This is a genomic window from Plantactinospora soyae, assembly GCF_014874095.1.
GTDB classification, from domain to species: Bacteria; Actinomycetota; Actinomycetes; order Mycobacteriales; family Micromonosporaceae; genus Plantactinospora; species Plantactinospora soyae.
This window is the reverse complement of record NZ_JADBEB010000001.1, coordinates 374908-388944: the sequence shown is the minus strand read 5'-3', so window position 1 is coordinate 388944 and position 14037 is coordinate 374908. Positions and strand designations below refer to the sequence as shown.

Genomic DNA, 14037 nt, shown 5'->3' with positions numbered 1-14037 from the left:
CGATCGTGACCGACTCGTCGCGCTTCGTGAAGTCGGATTCGCGACACGGGTACCGACCGGACCGCACGGCCGCTTCCGGGGCCGACGGACCCGGCCTACCGTGACCGCTGCGCAGACCTACCGTGACCGCTGCGCGCAGACCTACCGGGAGCTACCGCAGGAGGCCGCAGTGACGGTGCTGCACTTCGACTCACCGATGTCCGACGACGAGCGTCGGCAGAGGCTCTTCGCCGGGGACCTGTTCGTCTACTCGCCGACGCCGCACTCGATGGCGCTGGTCGCCTTCGCCCGGCAGATGGTCGAGACGGCGTTCGTACCCCACTTCCCGCCCGAGGCCCAGCACCACCTGGCCGGACCGGACTACGTACGGGTGCTGGCCGACCTCAAGCCGCGCTTCATCAACCATCCGCGCAGCGCCGAACTCGTCCGCGGCATGCTCTCCGACCTCGGGGCCGATCCGGCGCAGACGTACTTCGACGTGCCCCGGCTGCGCACGATGACCAGCGAGTACCTCAACGCCGGCCTGACCCTGCAGTTCGAGTCCCATCGGGACACCTGGTTCTCCGCGCCGATGTCGCAGTTGAACTTCTGGATGCCGGTGTACGACGTGGCGGAGTCGAACGTGATGGCCTTCCACCCGAGGTACTTCGACACCGGGATCCCGAACAGTTCCCGGGACTACAACTACGCCGAGTGGGTGGCGCACGGGCGGACCAGCGCGGCCCAGCAGGTGCACGCCGAGACCCGCAGGCAGCCCGCGATCGAGCGGGACCTCGAACCCGAGCCGGACCTGCGGGTGGTCACGCCACCCGGCGGCGTACTGCTCTTCTCCGGGGCCCAGTTGCACAGCACCGTGCCGAACACCTCGGGCCGGACCCGGTTCTCCATCGACTTCCGGGCGGTCAACCTGCGGGACGTCCAGGCTCGGGCCGGCGCCCGCAACGTCGACTCGGAGTGCACCGGCACCACCCTCGGGGACTTCCGGCGGGCGACCGACCTGGCGCCACTGCCGGCCGACCTGATCGAGTCGTACGACACCGTGCCGGCCTGACCGCCGGAAGCGCTGCCCTCCGGCCGGTTCATCCGGCGGCGGGCTCGACCAGTTCCACCAGCACTCCGCCGGCGTCCCGGGGATGTACGAAGTTGATCCGGGACCCGGCGGTACCACGTCTCGGCGTCTCGTAGAGCACGCGTACGCCCCGGTCGCGGAGTGCGGCGCAGGCGGCGTCGACGTCCGCCACCGTGTACGCCACCTGCTGGACGCCCGGCCCGTTCCGGTCCAGGAACTTGGCGATCGCCGACTCCGGGGTCAGCGGCGCCAGCAGTTGTACGCAGCCGCCGTCCGGTGTCGGGCCGACGCTCAGCATCGCCTCGCGGACGCCCTGCTCAAGGTTCGTCTCGGTGTGCACACAGCGCATTCCGAAGACGCGCTGGTAGAACTCGATCGCCAGGTCGAGGTCGGAAACGGCCACTCCGACATGATCGATACCGAGCAGTCCGATGCCCGCGCCTGTGACATTGTCGGCAGCGGGCCAGACCGAGGCGTCGTCGTCCATCACGCTAGTCTGACCTAACCGACGTTAAGGCGTTTCGCCAGGGCCCCCGGAGGCGACAGTTCGATGGCATCCGTGATCGTCAGCGGCGCCCGTACCCCGATGGGGCGGCTGCTGGGTAACCTCAAGGACTTTTCGGCGACGAAACTGGGTGGGATCGCCATCCAAGCCGCCCTGGAGCGGTCCGGCGTCCCCGCCGACCAGGTGCAGTACGTGATCATGGGGCAGGTGCTGCAGGCCGGCGCCGGTCAGATCCCGGCCCGGCAGGCGGCGGTCGCGGCGGGCATCCCGATGTCCGTACCGGCGCTGACCATCAACAAGGTCTGCCTCTCCGGCCTCGACGCGATCGCCCTGGCCGACCAGCTCATCCGGGCCGGCGAGTTCGACATCGTGGTGGCCGGCGGGATGGAGTCGATGACCAGCGCCCCGCACCTGCTGCTCGGCCAGCGCGCCGGCTACAAGTACGGCGACGTGGTGGTCTCCGACCACATGGCGCTGGACGGCCTGACCGACCCCTGGGACTGCTGCGCGATGGGCGAGTCGACGGAACGGCACAACGCCCGGCACGGGATCAGCCGGACCGAGCAGGACGCCTTCGCCGTGGCCAGCCACCAGCGGGCGGCCGTCGCGCAGAAGAACGGCGCGTTCGTCGAGGAGATCGTCCCGGTGACGGTCCCGCAGCGTAAGGGCGACCCGCTGGTGATCAGCGAGGACGAGGGCATCCGTCCGGACACCACCGTCGAGTCGCTGGCCCGGCTGCGTCCCGCGTTCACCCCGGACGGGACGATCACGGCGGGCACGTCGTCGCCGATCTCCGACGGTGCCTGCGCGGTGGTGGTGATGAGCGAGGCCAAGGCCAGGGAACTCGGCCTGACCTGGCTCGCCGAGATCGGCGCGCACGGCAACGTCGCCGGCCCGGACAACTCGCTGCACTCGCAGCCGTCCAACGCCATCGACCAGGCGCTGCGCAAGGCCGGCCTCTCCGTGGCGGACCTGGACCTGATCGAGATCAACGAGGCGTTCGCCCAGGTCGGCATCAAGTCGACCCGGGAACTCGGGGTGAGCCCCGAGATCGTGAACGTGAACGGCGGAGCGATCGCGCTCGGGCACCCGATCGGGATGTCCGGGGCCCGGCTGGTGCTCACCCTGGCAATGGAACTGCGTCGCCGGGGCGGCGGCACCGGGGCGGCGGCACTCTGCGGTGGCGGCGGCCAGGGCGACGCGCTGATCGTCCACGTACCCCGGCAGGGTGGCGGGCAGGAGTGACGGCACCGCGTTCCCCCGGCCCGGCCGTACGGACCGGTGGCGCTCCGGCCGGCTCGGTGCGGCGCAGCCGGGACGTGCCGGCGCTGGTCGCGCGGGCGCAGGAGGGCGATGCCCGGGCGGTGGCCCGGTTGATCACCCTGGTCGAGTCCGGCGACGAACTGCTTCCGCAGGTCGCGGCCGCCCTCGCCCCGCACACCGGCCGAGCCCAGGTGATCGGCCTGACCGGGTCACCCGGGGTGGGCAAGTCGACCACCACCAACGAACTCGTCCGCGCGCTGCGGGCCCGCGACCACCGGGTCGGGGTACTCGCCGTCGATCCGTCCAGCCCGTTCACCGGCGGGGCGATCCTCGGCGACCGGGTCCGGATGCAGGACCACGCCACCGATTCCGGCGTCTACATCAGGTCGATGTCCAGCCGGGGCCATCTGGGCGGGCTGGCGGCGGCCACCCCGCAGGCGGTCCGGGTGCTGGAGGGTGCCGGCTGCGACGTCGTACTGGTGGAGACCGTGGGGGTCGGCCAGGCCGAGGTGGAGGTCGCCTCGCTGGCCGACACCACGCTGGTGCTGCTCGCGCCGGGAATGGGCGACGCGATCCAGGCGGTGAAGGCCGGCATCCTGGAGATCGCCGACGTGTTCCTCGTGAACAAGGCCGACCGGGACGGCGCGGACGCCACCGTCCGGGACATCCAGGGCATGATCGCGCTGGGCGAACGCGGTCCCGGGACGTGGCGGCCACGGGTGGTGCGCGCGGTGGCCACCCGGGGCGAGGGGATCGACGACCTCGTCACGGCGATCGAGAAGCACCGTGGCTGGCTGGTCGAACACGGTGAGCTGCGGCACCGCCGGGAGGCGCGGGCCGCCGCCGAGGTCGAGGCGATCGCGCTCGGCACCCTCCGGGACCGGATGGGCTCGCTGCGCGCCGGTACGCCGCTCGCGGGGCTCGCCGCCCGGGTGGCCGACGGCGTGCTGGACCCGTACGCCGCCGCTGCCGAACTGCTCGACGAACTCGGCCACCACGCCGGCTGACTGCTCTGGAGCAGTCGGGCGACGATCAGCCAGATCGGGTTCGACCGCGATCCGGCTCAGGGGTGCAGCACGGCTCCCTTCATGAGCTTGTCGACCGCGTTCTTCGGTCCGTGTACGGCGAGTCCCACCACTTCGAGCTTGTCCCGCCCGACGGCCCGTACCGCCGCCCGGTTGTCCCGGTCGTTGCCGGTCCGGAAGAGTTCCTCGGTGAAGATGGCGATCCGCATCCCGCGTTCGACGGCACGCCGGTGGGCGGCGACGACGGTGTCCCGGTCAGCGGCGAAGACCAGCACGGGCTGCCGGAACATCGGCAGGTAACCGGTGCCGTCGGCATCCAGGTACTCGGCACCCAGCAGGTCCGGCTCGGCTCCGGCGAGGCCGCTGGTCAGGAACGCGGTGACGTTGAGCCGCTGCCAGCCGGCCAGGTCGGCCCGGAGCAGTACGGCGATCTTGGTGTCGAACCGCACCCGCGCCGTCTCCGGCCCGACGGTGGGAACGGAAACGTTCATCTCGAACTCCTCGGCTTGTGAGTGGTTAGGAAGGGGCCCTTCTTCTACAGAAAGCGATAACAGGGGGCCCTTCCTTGCACCTGGGAGCATGCGGGGGTGAGCGGGGCGGGTCTTGTACGTTCTTTGCGTGCGTACCCGGGTGGTGGCCTGGCGGCCGGCGGTGGCGGGGATCGCCGAGGTCTTCCACGCGGCCTTCGTCGACCACGCCTATCCGGTGCACACCCATGACGCCTGGGCGCTGCTGATCGTCGACGACGGGGCCATCCGGTACGACCTGGACCGGACCGAGCACGGTGCGCTGGGTGGGGCGGTGACGGTGCTGCCGCCGCACGTGGCGCACGACGGGCGGGCGGCGACCCGGCACGGTTTCCGGAAGCGGGTCCTCTACCTCGACACGTCGGTGCTCGGCGTCGAGCTGACCGGGTCGGCGGTGGACGGGCCGAGTCTGCGTGATCCGGAGCTGCGGGACCGGGTGGACCGGCTGCACCGGGCGCTGGTGCATCCGGGGGACGCCTTCGAGGCGGAGAGCCGACTGGCGTTCGTCCGGGAGCGGCTGTACGGGCATCTGCGGCGGCGGGGCGGCACCGATCCGGCGGCCCGGGGGTCCGGGGCCCTCGCCGACCGGCTCCGGGCGTTGCTGGACGAGCGGACGGTCGATGGTGTCGCGCTGCGGGAGGCGGCCGAGCTGCTGCGGGCGCATCCGACCCACCTCGTCCGCTCCTTCAGCCGGCGGTACGGCCTGCCGCCACACCGGTACCTGACCGGTCGCCGGGTCGAGCTGGCCCGGGGACTGCTGCTGGCCGGGATGCCGCCGGCCGAGGTGGCGCTGGCGGCCGGCTTCTACGACCAGTCCCATCTCACCCGGCACTTCCGGCGGCAGCTCGGGGTCGGGCCGGCCCGGTTCGCCGACCCGGCGCGCCCGGTGACCATTTCGGAGCGCTTCGGCGTCGCGACCGTGGCCGCCGAACCGGCGGACGGGGCGAGAACATGGCCGGCGGAATAGCGAGAATGTGTCAGTTCCGTCGTTGGTTTGCCCGCGGCGAGTAGGCTCCGTCAACGCTGACGGCGCCGTGCCAGGCCGTCGAGACCAGGGGAGAGACGAAGAATGACCGACGTTAACGATTCCGCCCAGACTCCGGAGAGCACCGCGCCGGCGGCGCCGGCCGCGCCGGCCGCCGCGCCGAGGGGCGTCACCGAGGTGTCCGAAGAGGTCGTGGAGAAGATCGCGGGTACGGCGGCCCGTTCGGTGCCGGGTGTCGCCGATCTGGGTGGCGACGTGGCACGGTTCTTCAACAGCGTGCTGGACAAGGTCGGGCTGGACGAGGTGGGCGACGCCGGGCGAGGCGTCTCGGCCGAGGTGAAGGGGACCAGCGCGACCATCAAGGTGGTCCTGGTGATCGAGGCGGGCCACGTCGTACACGAGGTGACCGAGGCGGTCCGGGCCAAGGTGATCGAGGCGGTCGAGAACTACGGCCTCCAGGTCGCCGAGGTGAACGTCAAGGTCGACGACATCGAGCTGAACGCACCGCCGGCCGCCGGAGCCTGACCGTCCCGGCGGCGCGGCCGAGGGTGGGGCGGCCGCCAATCACCGTGATCAGGGATCTTTCGCTCGGAATCGCCCCAGCCCGATCCCGGAAGATCCTCTGATCACGGTTCGCCTTAGCGATCGTTCAGGCAGGACCTCTACACTCGATGCGCAGTCGAGGATCGCAAGGAGGCCCCTCCCATGAACGCCGACGAAATCGCCGCTGGCCGAGAGCGCTGGCAGGCCCGGTACGACGCGGCACGCAAGCGGGACGCGGACTTCACCACGCTCTCCGGCCTGCCCGTCGAACCGGTGTACGGCCCCCAGCCCGGCACCGCCCATCCCGGCTTCGAGCGGATCGGCTGGCCGGGCGAGTATCCGTACACCCGGGGGTTGTATCCGACCGGCTACCGGGGGCGGACCTGGACGATCCGGCAGTTCGCCGGGTTCGGCAACGCCCGGCAGACCAACGAGCGCTACAAGATGATCCTCGGCGCGGGCGGTGGCGGGCTCTCCGTCGCGTTCGACATGCCGACCCTGATGGGCCGCGACTCCGACGACACGCAGGCGCTCGGCGAGGTCGGGCACTGCGGTGTGGCCATCGACTCGGCCGCCGACATGGAGACCCTGTTCGACGGCATCGACCTCGCCGGGGTGACCACCTCGATGACCATCTCCGGCCCGGCGGTGCCGGTCTTCTGCATGTACCTGGTCGCCGCCGAGCGGCAGGGCGCGGACATCTCCACACTGGACGGCACGCTCCAGACGGACATCTTCAAGGAGTACATCGCCCAGAAGGAGTGGCTCTTCGACCCCGAGCCGCACCTGCGGCTGATCGGCGACCTGATGGAGTACTGCGCGCGGGAAATCCCCCGGTACAAGCCGCTGTCGGTCTCCGGCTACCACATCCGGGAGGCCGGCTCGACCGCCGCGCAGGAGTTGGCGTACACCCTCGCGGACGGGTTCGGCTACGTCGAGCTGGGGCTGTCCCGGGGCCTGGACGTGAACCGCTTCGCGCCCGGCCTGAGCTTCTTCTTCGACTCGCACGTCGACTTCTTCGAGGAGATCGCCAAGTTCCGGGCCGCCCGCCGGATCTGGGCCCGCTGGCTGCGCGAGGTCTACGGCGCCACCGACGAGCGGGCGCTCTGGCTGCGCTTCCACACCCAGACCGCCGGGGTGTCGCTGACCGCCCAACAGCCGGTCAACAACGTTGTACGCACGGCGGTCGAGGCGCTCGCCGCGGTGCTCGGCGGCACCAACTCGCTGCACACCAACGCGCTGGACGAGACCCTGGCACTGCCCAGCGACTCGTCCGCCGAGATCGCGCTGCGGACCCAGCAGGTGCTGATGGAGGAGACCGGAGTCACCAATGTGGCCGACCCGCTCGGTGGCTCCTGGTACGTCGAGGCACTCACCGACAAGCTCGAAGCCGAGGCGGAGGAGATCTTCGGCCGGATCCGGCAGCTGGGCGGGGAAGGGCCGCACGCGATCGGCCCGATGACCTCCGGCATCCTGCGCGGCATCGAGGACGGCTGGTTCACCGGCCAGATCGCCGAGTCGGCCTTCGTCTACCAGCAGGCGCTGGAGAAGGGCGACAAGCGGATCGTCGGAGTGAACTGCCACACGGGCACGATCGCCAAGGAGTTGGAGATCATGCGGGTCTCGCACGAGGTCGAGGTGGAGCAGCGGCGGCTGTTGGCCGAACGCAAGACCGAGCGGAACACGGGCGCCGTGACCGCCGCCCTCGCCCGGATGGTCGAACTCGCCCGGACCGGGGAGAACCTCATCCCGCCGATGCTGGACGCCGTACGCGCCGAAGCGACCCTGGGAGAGATCTGTGACGCACTGCGCGACGAATGGGGCGTCTACCGGGAACCGGCCCGGTTCTGACCCGGTAGCCGGCCGGGGTTCCGGTGCGGCGGCCGGCCCGGTGACGGCCGGCACCGGGCCGGGTGACCCGGTCGGCACTGTCGGCCGGTGGCGGTTGGGCTGGGATGCCAGCGTCGCGTGCGAGACTAGACAACCATGAGCGACCCACGGATCACCTCGTCGATCTTCACCCGCGGCGCGGTAGACCTCGGCGCGCTGCGCGCCGCCCAGACGCCCGCCACGCCGGCACCCTCCGCCCCGCCGGCCAGCCATGCCACGCCCGGCACGATGCCGGCCAGCACACCTCCCGCGGGCGCGGGTGGAGTCTCGGTGATCGACGTCACCGAGGCCACTTTCCAGTCCGAGGTGCTGGAACGTTCCCTGACCACCCCTGTGGTGATCGACTTCTGGGCCGAGTGGTGCGAGCCCTGCAAGCAACTCTCCCCGGTCCTGGAGCGGCTGGCCGTCGAGGGCGAGGGCGCATGGGTGCTCGCCAAGGTCGATGTCGATGCCAACCAGCGCCTCGCGCAGATGTTCCGGGTGCAGGGCATCCCGATGGTCTACGCGGTCGTCGGCGGCCAGCCGGTCGACGCCTTCTCCGGCGTGGTACCCGAGGCGCAGCTGCGGCAGTGGATCGGCGCCGTACTCAAGGCCGGTGGCGTGTCGGTGGAGGCACCGGAGGACCCCCGGCTCACCGAGGCCGACGAGGCACTGATCACCGGCGACCTGGACGCCGCCGAGCGGGCGTACAAGAAGATCCTGTCGGATGCTCCGGCGGACGCCGCGGCCGAGGCCGGCCTGGCGCACGTCGCGCTGGCCCGCCGGGTGAGCGGCGCGGACCCGGCGGCGGCGCTCGCCGCGGCAGACTCGGCGCCCGACGACCTCGCGGCGCAGCTACTGGCCGCGGACATCGAGGTGCTCAGCGGTCAGGCGGAGCAGGCGTACGCCCGGTTGGTCGAACTGGTCCGGCGGACCGCCGGTGATGACCGGGAGGCGACCCGGCAGCACCTGGTGTCCCTGTTCAGCATCGCCGGTCCGGACGATCCTGCGGTGGCCGGCGCCCGGCGGGCGCTCTCGCGCGCGCTCTTCTAGAACAATGTGAGTACGAGCAGCGCGCATGCCGGCCTGGCAGCCGCGATACCGGACGGGAGCACACTATGCGCCGGATCGCCGTCCTGGACGCCCCGTCCAACCTGGGCCTGCGTCCGCCGACCTCCACGTCGGTGCCGGGCTGTGCCAAGGCACCGGGTGCGCTGCGCGACCACGAACTGATCACCCGGCTGGGAGCCCGGGACGCCGGCTGCCTCACCCCGCCCCGGTACGACCCGGGCGACTGGCGTCCCGGGGACGGGGTGTGTCACGCCGGCTCGATCGCGGACTACTCGATGGAGTTGGCCGACCGGATCGGCGGCATCATCGACCGGGGCGAGTTCCCGCTGGTGCTCGGCGGGGACTGCTCCATCCTGCTCGGTTCGGCGCTCGCCATGCACCGGCTCGGCGAGTCGGTCGGCGGTCGGATCGGCCTCGTCTTCGTGGACGGCCATTCCGACTTCCGGCACCCCGGCAACGCCTCGTACGTCGGAGCGGCTGCCGGCGAGGACCTGGCCCTGGTCACCGGGCGGGGACAGGCCGACCTGGCCGCGATCGAGGGGCGCCGGCCGTACTTCCGGGACATCGACGTGGTGGTGCTCGGCATCCGGGCCCACGACGAGTACCGACTCGACCTCCAGGCGGCCGGGATCGTGACCCGGCCGGTGCCGGCGTTGCGGGTCGAGGGGGCGGCCCGGACCGCCCAGTGGGCCCATGACCAGTTGACCGACTGCGCCGGCTACTGGGTGCACATCGACGTCGACGTACTCGACCCGGCGGTGATGCCGGCGGTCGACGCGCCGGACCCGGGCGGGATCGCGTTCGCCGAGTTGGAACTGCTGCTGGCGGGCCTGGTCGACACCCCGCACTGCCTGGGTGTGGAGGTCACCGTCTTCGACCCCGACTACGACCCGGCCGGCTCGTACGCCGCCGAGATCGTCGGTACGTTGATCGCCGGCCTGGCTCCGGTCACCGCCCCGGAGGCGGTCCCGCCCCGGCTGGTACCGAGCCGGTCCGCCGGAGTCGAGCGTGGCCCGTCGGCGGTGCCCGGGCCTCGGGCGGTCCCGTTGGTCAGGCTGCCCATCGGGCCCACGACCGGGCCGCGTGGTGTCCCGCCGCTCGGGTTGCCTGCCTTCGCCCAGCCGTCGTCGGCGGCGGCCGCCCTGGGCGCGGTACCGGTACCGGTGCCGGAGGAGAACTCGGTGTCGGGGGAGACCTCGGAGCCGGCGGTCGGATCCGGGCTTGACCGAGGCGTCCCACCCACAGCCGACCGCGTTGAGTCGTCCGACGGGGTGGAGTCGTTCGACGGAGTCGAGTCGTTCGATGGAGTTGAGTCGCCAGTCCGCGTTGAGTCGTTCGATGGAGTTGAGTCGCCCGACCGCGTCGAGTCGTTCGACGGGGCCGGGTCGTTTGACCGGGTGGATTCGGCGACGCCGGGTACCGGGACGGCGGAGCCGGGTGTCGGGACGTCGGCGCCGGAGCCGTCGGCCGGTACGGACTCGTCGGCGGCCCGGTCCGCCCCGGACCCGTACGCGTTCAACGGGCCGACCGGCGTCGGCTCCCGGGGGCCCGAGCCCCGCGACCTGTCCGCCCGCTGGTCCGAGGCGGTCGGCCCACCCGCGTCGGCGGGTCCGGGACGGCTGCGACGTGCCTCGTCGCCGGCCGCCGACCTCCGGCCTGCCGAGACTCCGCCGGCCGGTGTGCTGCCGAGCGACGGCTCGGCGCTGGGCAGTGGGAAGCCGGAGACCCCGCCCCCGGGTTCCGGTACAGGGTCGACCGCCGAGATTGCCTGACCGGCCGGCACCCCTTTCGATCGAACCGTTCGGAGGGTCGGCGGGCGCGGCGTTTGACAGGGCAGCGTTACGGTGAATAGCTTTATGGCTATGGTAACTAGCCGGTCGATGCGTCGCGAGGGTCTGCGCGACGTGTTGAGCATCCGCCGTGGTCCAGTCCGGGTCGGGCGAAGCGGTGCCTAGGGCCGGATTATCCACCACAGCGGTCGTCACGGCCGCGCTGGCCGTCATCGACGAGCAGGGCGCGGAGGCGCTGACCCTGGCGGCCGTCGCCGGGCGTACCGGGGTCGCGCCACCCTCGCTCTACAAGCATGTGGCGGGTCTTGCCGAGTTGCGGACGCTGGTGGGCGTGCGGGTGTTGGACGAGATGACCGAGCGGTTCGCGGCGGCGGCGATGGGTCGTAGCGGCGACGAGGCGGTGGCGGTGCTGATGCGCGGCTACCGCGACTACGTCCGGGAACATCCCGCCCGCTATGCCGCGCTGCCCCCCGACCCGTTGCACGACCCGGCGATGGCCGCCGCCGGCAACCGGCTGTTGCAGGTCTTTCTCGCCACGCTGCGCGGATACGGGCTCACCGACTCGGCGGCGATCCACGCCACGAGGTGCGCCCGGTCGATCGCGCACGGGTTCGCCTCGATCGAGGCCGGCGGCGGCTTCGGCCTACCGGAGAACCTGGACGAGACGTACGAGCGACTGATCGCGATGTTCGTCGCGAGCCTGCCCCGGCCCGATTCCCCGCAACGCACCTGATCGGACCCCGGATCCAGGGGACAACGCACGGATGGCTGTTGCGGTAATGTGCGCGATCGCCGTTCACGCCGCACAACCCCCTTGGCGTGGACGATTCGCGCCGTCTTCGGCGCGGTGCAATCAGCCTGTGTGTCCTGAAGGGAATAAACATGTCCACAACCACTGCCGGTCCCGCGGTCGGGCAGCGCTCCTGGCTCGTCGCGGTGCTGCTCTGCTTCTTCCTCGGCGGGTTCGGTGTACACCGGTTCTACGTCGGCAAGATCGGCACCGGCGTTCTGATGATCCTCACCTTCGGTGGGCTCGGCATCTGGGTGCTGATCGACTTCATCATGATCCTGATCGGCAAGTTCACCGACAAGGAAGGCCTCGCGTTGGCCCGCTGACCAGCGGTCCACTGCTGGTGAAGCGGTGCCAATGGGGCGGCCGACGGGTTACTTTTCCCGTCGGCCGCCCCGAGCCCGCTCCGGAGCCCGAACGCGCTCACCCAACAGCCAACGCCACCCTTAGCGGGCGGCCAGATTGCGTAGGAAGCGCTCAGCGATCGGTACGGCGGTGGCCGTACTCGATCCGCCCTTTTCGACGAAGACCGCGAACGCTATGTCCCCCTGCCAGCCGACGAACCAGGCATGGGTGTGCGCCGGATTGTCGTCGTACTCCGCCGTGCCGGTCTTGCCGTACACCGGTTTGCCGGGAACGTCCTTCAACGCCGAACCGGTCCCCGAGGTGACCACCTCGCGCATCATCGCGCGCAGCGGTTCGACCGAGCCGGCCTTCAGTTGCGGACCGGGTGCCGCGGCCTGGTCCGGAGCCGGCTCCAGGACCAGTTTCGGCTGCTGCCACTGACCTCGGGCCACCGCGGCCGTGGCCGCCGCCATGCTCAGCGGGCTGACCAGTGTGGTGCCCTGGCCGAAGGCGGCGGCGGCCCGTTCGGCGGCCGAGCCGCCGGCCGAGACCTTGCCCGTGAACGCGTCGATCCCGAGCTGCCAGCTGCTCTCCAGGCCGAGGCTCCGGCCCGCGTTGGCCAGCCCGTCCGGGCCCAGCTTGGGCGCGAGGGCGGCGAAGGCCGTGTTGCAGGACTTGGCGAAGTCGGTCCGGAACGGCACCGTGCCGAGCGCGAACGAGTCGGAATTCTTGAACGAACGCCCGTCCACGGTGAACGTCTTCGGGCAGGCGACCGGGGCGTCCAGGGTGACCGCGCCCGCGTCGAGCAGGCCGAGCGTGCTGACCATCTTGAAGGTCGAGCCCGGCGGCACCTGGGCGTCGAAGGCGAGGTTCTCCGCGCTGGCGCCGTTGGCCGCCGCGAGCACCGCACCGTCGCTGATCCGCACCGCGACCACGGCGCTGCGATGCTTCTCCGACTCGACGGCGCGGTCGGCGGCGCTCTGCGCCGCTACGTCGAGGGTGGTCTTCAGCGGGGCACCGGCCTGCGGCTCCTGGCGGAACGTCTCGGTGCCGGTCGGCGTCACGGAGTCGTCCGGCCGCTTGGTGGTGATGATCACGCTCAGCCCGACGCCACCCCGTAGCTGCTTGTCGTAGCGGCCCTGGAGTCCACCGTGGCCGATCAGGTCACCGTTCTCGAACAACCCGGGGTTGGCCTCCATGTCGGCCGCCTGCACGGGGTCGACCGAGCCGAGCAGGGCGGCGGCGAAGCCCCGGTACGGGGCAAGCTCCCGCTGCTCGTCCCGGAACTTCGTACCGGGCAGGTCGTAGATCCGGGGCTTGATCTGGAGGTACGCGTCCCGTCGCAGACTGACCACGTCGACGAAGGCGTCCGGTTTCGCCTCTTCCAACCGTTTCGGCAGGTCGGTGAGGTCGATCGCCGGGGTGATCGGTGGACGGATCGCCTTGAACGCCCGGTCCAGGTCCCGGACCAGGGCCGGTACGTCGGACACCTCGCTGGGCTGCACGCCCACCACGACCACCGGCCGGGGCACCACGATGCCGTTGCCCGCGCCGTCGACCACCTGGGCCCGCTTGGCCGGGAGCCGGCGCAGGGCCAGCCGGTCGCCGCTGGTGAGCCTGGGCTCGATCACCTTCGGTTCCCAGATGACCTGCCAATCGTCATCTTTGCCACGCTTGAGGTGGATCTCCGAGGGGTACGTCCAGTGCGTGTCACCAGGCAACGTCCAGTCCACCCGGACCGTCACGGTCGCGGCGCCTTCTGTGATCTTCGCCTCGCCCTCGCGGCGGAGCGCCGGGGGCGTCTTGGCCAGCTCGCCGGTGAGTTCCTTGAGTTCGGCGGCCACGTCGTTCGCCGGTACCCGCTCGCCGGCCGGGTTGCGGAAGCCGACCTTGTTGAGATCGCCGCCCCGCCAGCCGGCCAGGAAGGCGTCCACGGCCCGGTCCGGGCCGTCCGAGTCGGAACAGCCGACCAGGGTTCCGGTGGCGAGCAGTAGCCCGGCGACCGTTCCCGCGATCCGGCGGGGGACTGGCCGTCGGCCACGGGAGCGGACGGATGGATACGGAGAGCCCATGCTGCGGTTACCTTCCAGCTCGGCGCACCGCCGTGAACTCCTCCGGCGGCAGCCTGACGGTAGTACGCGGACCGGTTCGGCGGGCGCCCCGGTGCCGGGAATGACGGCTCGGGCCCGTACGTCCCTTTTGGTGCATTTCTGCGCTGGTTCCGGCGATGTCGGGCGGAGTACGGCGGAACGCGG

The 14037-nt window shown here is 71.4% G+C and carries 12 protein-coding genes and 1 pseudogene; 10 read left to right on the top strand and 3 right to left on the bottom strand.

Going from position 1 to position 14037, the window contains the following annotated elements:
• Nucleotides 1-100: 100 nt before the first annotated feature.
• On the top strand, nucleotides 101-1051 hold the full coding sequence (locus tag H4W31_RS01735; protein WP_318782976.1) for a phytanoyl-CoA dioxygenase family protein: 951 nt from the start codon (nucleotides 101-103) through the stop codon (nucleotides 1049-1051).
• A 28-nt stretch (nucleotides 1052-1079) separates the two neighbouring features.
• On the opposite strand, the gene mce is transcribed toward H4W31_RS01735, so the two are convergent.
• The gene (gene mce / locus H4W31_RS01730) at nucleotides 1080-1556 is read right to left on the bottom strand and encodes a methylmalonyl-CoA epimerase (RefSeq protein WP_192765029.1); all 477 of its coding nucleotides are present in this window, start codon (nucleotides 1554-1556) and stop codon (nucleotides 1080-1082) included.
• 63 nt (nucleotides 1557-1619) lie between these two features.
• Between mce and H4W31_RS01725 the strand changes: the two genes are divergently transcribed.
• Both H4W31_RS01725 and meaB read left to right on the top strand, forming a co-directional pair.
• The gene (locus tag H4W31_RS01725; RefSeq protein WP_192765028.1) at nucleotides 1620-2819 is read left to right on the top strand and encodes an acetyl-CoA C-acetyltransferase; all 1200 of its coding nucleotides are present in this window, start codon (nucleotides 1620-1622) and stop codon (nucleotides 2817-2819) included.
• A complete protein-coding gene (gene meaB / locus H4W31_RS01720) occupies nucleotides 2816-3844 on the top strand; it encodes a methylmalonyl Co-A mutase-associated GTPase MeaB (protein ID WP_318782975.1) in 1029 nt (342 codons plus the stop codon). The genes H4W31_RS01725 and meaB overlap by 4 nt, the downstream gene beginning before the upstream one ends.
• A gap of 56 nt (nucleotides 3845-3900) precedes the next feature.
• Here the strand turns inward: meaB and H4W31_RS01715 are convergent, their stop codons facing one another.
• On the bottom strand, nucleotides 3901-4353 hold the full coding sequence (locus H4W31_RS01715; RefSeq protein ID WP_192765027.1) for a DUF2000 domain-containing protein: 453 nt from the start codon (nucleotides 4351-4353) through the stop codon (nucleotides 3901-3903).
• A gap of 127 nt (nucleotides 4354-4480) precedes the next feature.
• Between H4W31_RS01715 and H4W31_RS01710 the strand changes: the two genes are divergently transcribed.
• The 7 genes and pseudogenes from H4W31_RS01710 (at nucleotide 4481) to H4W31_RS01680 (ending at nucleotide 11763) form a co-directional block, all read left to right on the top strand.
• Nucleotides 4481-5356 (top strand): helix-turn-helix transcriptional regulator, encoded by an 876-nt coding sequence (locus H4W31_RS01710; protein WP_192765026.1) that lies wholly within the window; start codon nucleotides 4481-4483, stop codon nucleotides 5354-5356.
• Between the two features lie 102 nt (nucleotides 5357-5458).
• Complete coding sequence (locus H4W31_RS01705; RefSeq protein ID WP_192765025.1) at nucleotides 5459-5899, top strand: Asp23/Gls24 family envelope stress response protein; 441 nt, start codon at nucleotides 5459-5461, stop codon at nucleotides 5897-5899.
• Between the two features lie 180 nt (nucleotides 5900-6079).
• Complete coding sequence (locus tag H4W31_RS01700; RefSeq protein ID WP_192765024.1) at nucleotides 6080-7768, top strand: acyl-CoA mutase large subunit family protein; 1689 nt, start codon at nucleotides 6080-6082, stop codon at nucleotides 7766-7768.
• A gap of 135 nt (nucleotides 7769-7903) precedes the next feature.
• Complete coding sequence (locus H4W31_RS01695; protein WP_192765023.1) at nucleotides 7904-8839, top strand: tetratricopeptide repeat protein; 936 nt, start codon at nucleotides 7904-7906, stop codon at nucleotides 8837-8839.
• Between the two features lie 65 nt (nucleotides 8840-8904).
• A pseudogene (locus tag H4W31_RS42400) lies at nucleotides 8905-9900 on the top strand (arginase family protein); the annotation flags it as partial.
• A 904-nt stretch (nucleotides 9901-10804) separates the two neighbouring features.
• Complete coding sequence (locus H4W31_RS01685) at nucleotides 10805-11380, top strand: TetR/AcrR family transcriptional regulator (protein ID WP_192765021.1); 576 nt, start codon at nucleotides 10805-10807, stop codon at nucleotides 11378-11380.
• A gap of 149 nt (nucleotides 11381-11529) precedes the next feature.
• Nucleotides 11530-11763: a TM2 domain-containing protein gene (locus H4W31_RS01680; RefSeq protein WP_192765020.1), complete on the top strand. Its 234-nt coding sequence runs from the start codon at nucleotides 11530-11532 to the stop codon at nucleotides 11761-11763.
• Nucleotides 11764-11883: 120 nt separating this feature from the next.
• On the opposite strand, the gene H4W31_RS01675 is transcribed toward H4W31_RS01680, so the two are convergent.
• Complete coding sequence (locus H4W31_RS01675; RefSeq protein ID WP_192765019.1) at nucleotides 11884-13854, bottom strand: penicillin-binding transpeptidase domain-containing protein; 1971 nt, start codon at nucleotides 13852-13854, stop codon at nucleotides 11884-11886.
• Nucleotides 13855-14037 lie beyond the last annotated feature (183 nt).

Excerpts from the sequence above, each read along its gene's own strand:
- mce (WP_192765029.1), bottom strand. The coding sequence starts at position 1,556 with ATGGACGACGACGCCTCGGTCTGGCCCGCTGCCGACAATGTCACAGGC.
- H4W31_RS01725 (WP_192765028.1), top strand. The coding sequence starts at position 1,620 with ATGGCATCCGTGATCGTCAGCGGCGCCCGTACCCCGATGGGGCGGCTG.
- H4W31_RS01715 (WP_192765027.1), bottom strand. The coding sequence starts at position 4,353 with ATGAACGTTTCCGTTCCCACCGTCGGGCCGGAGACGGCGCGGGTGCGG.
- H4W31_RS01705 (WP_192765025.1), top strand. The coding sequence starts at position 5,459 with ATGACCGACGTTAACGATTCCGCCCAGACTCCGGAGAGCACCGCGCCG.
- H4W31_RS01700 (WP_192765024.1), top strand. The coding sequence starts at position 6,080 with ATGAACGCCGACGAAATCGCCGCTGGCCGAGAGCGCTGGCAGGCCCGG.
- H4W31_RS01695 (WP_192765023.1), top strand. The coding sequence starts at position 7,904 with ATGAGCGACCCACGGATCACCTCGTCGATCTTCACCCGCGGCGCGGTA.
- H4W31_RS01680 (WP_192765020.1), top strand. The coding sequence starts at position 11,530 with ATGTCCACAACCACTGCCGGTCCCGCGGTCGGGCAGCGCTCCTGGCTC.
- H4W31_RS01675 (WP_192765019.1), bottom strand. The coding sequence starts at position 13,854 with ATGGGCTCTCCGTATCCATCCGTCCGCTCCCGTGGCCGACGGCCAGTC.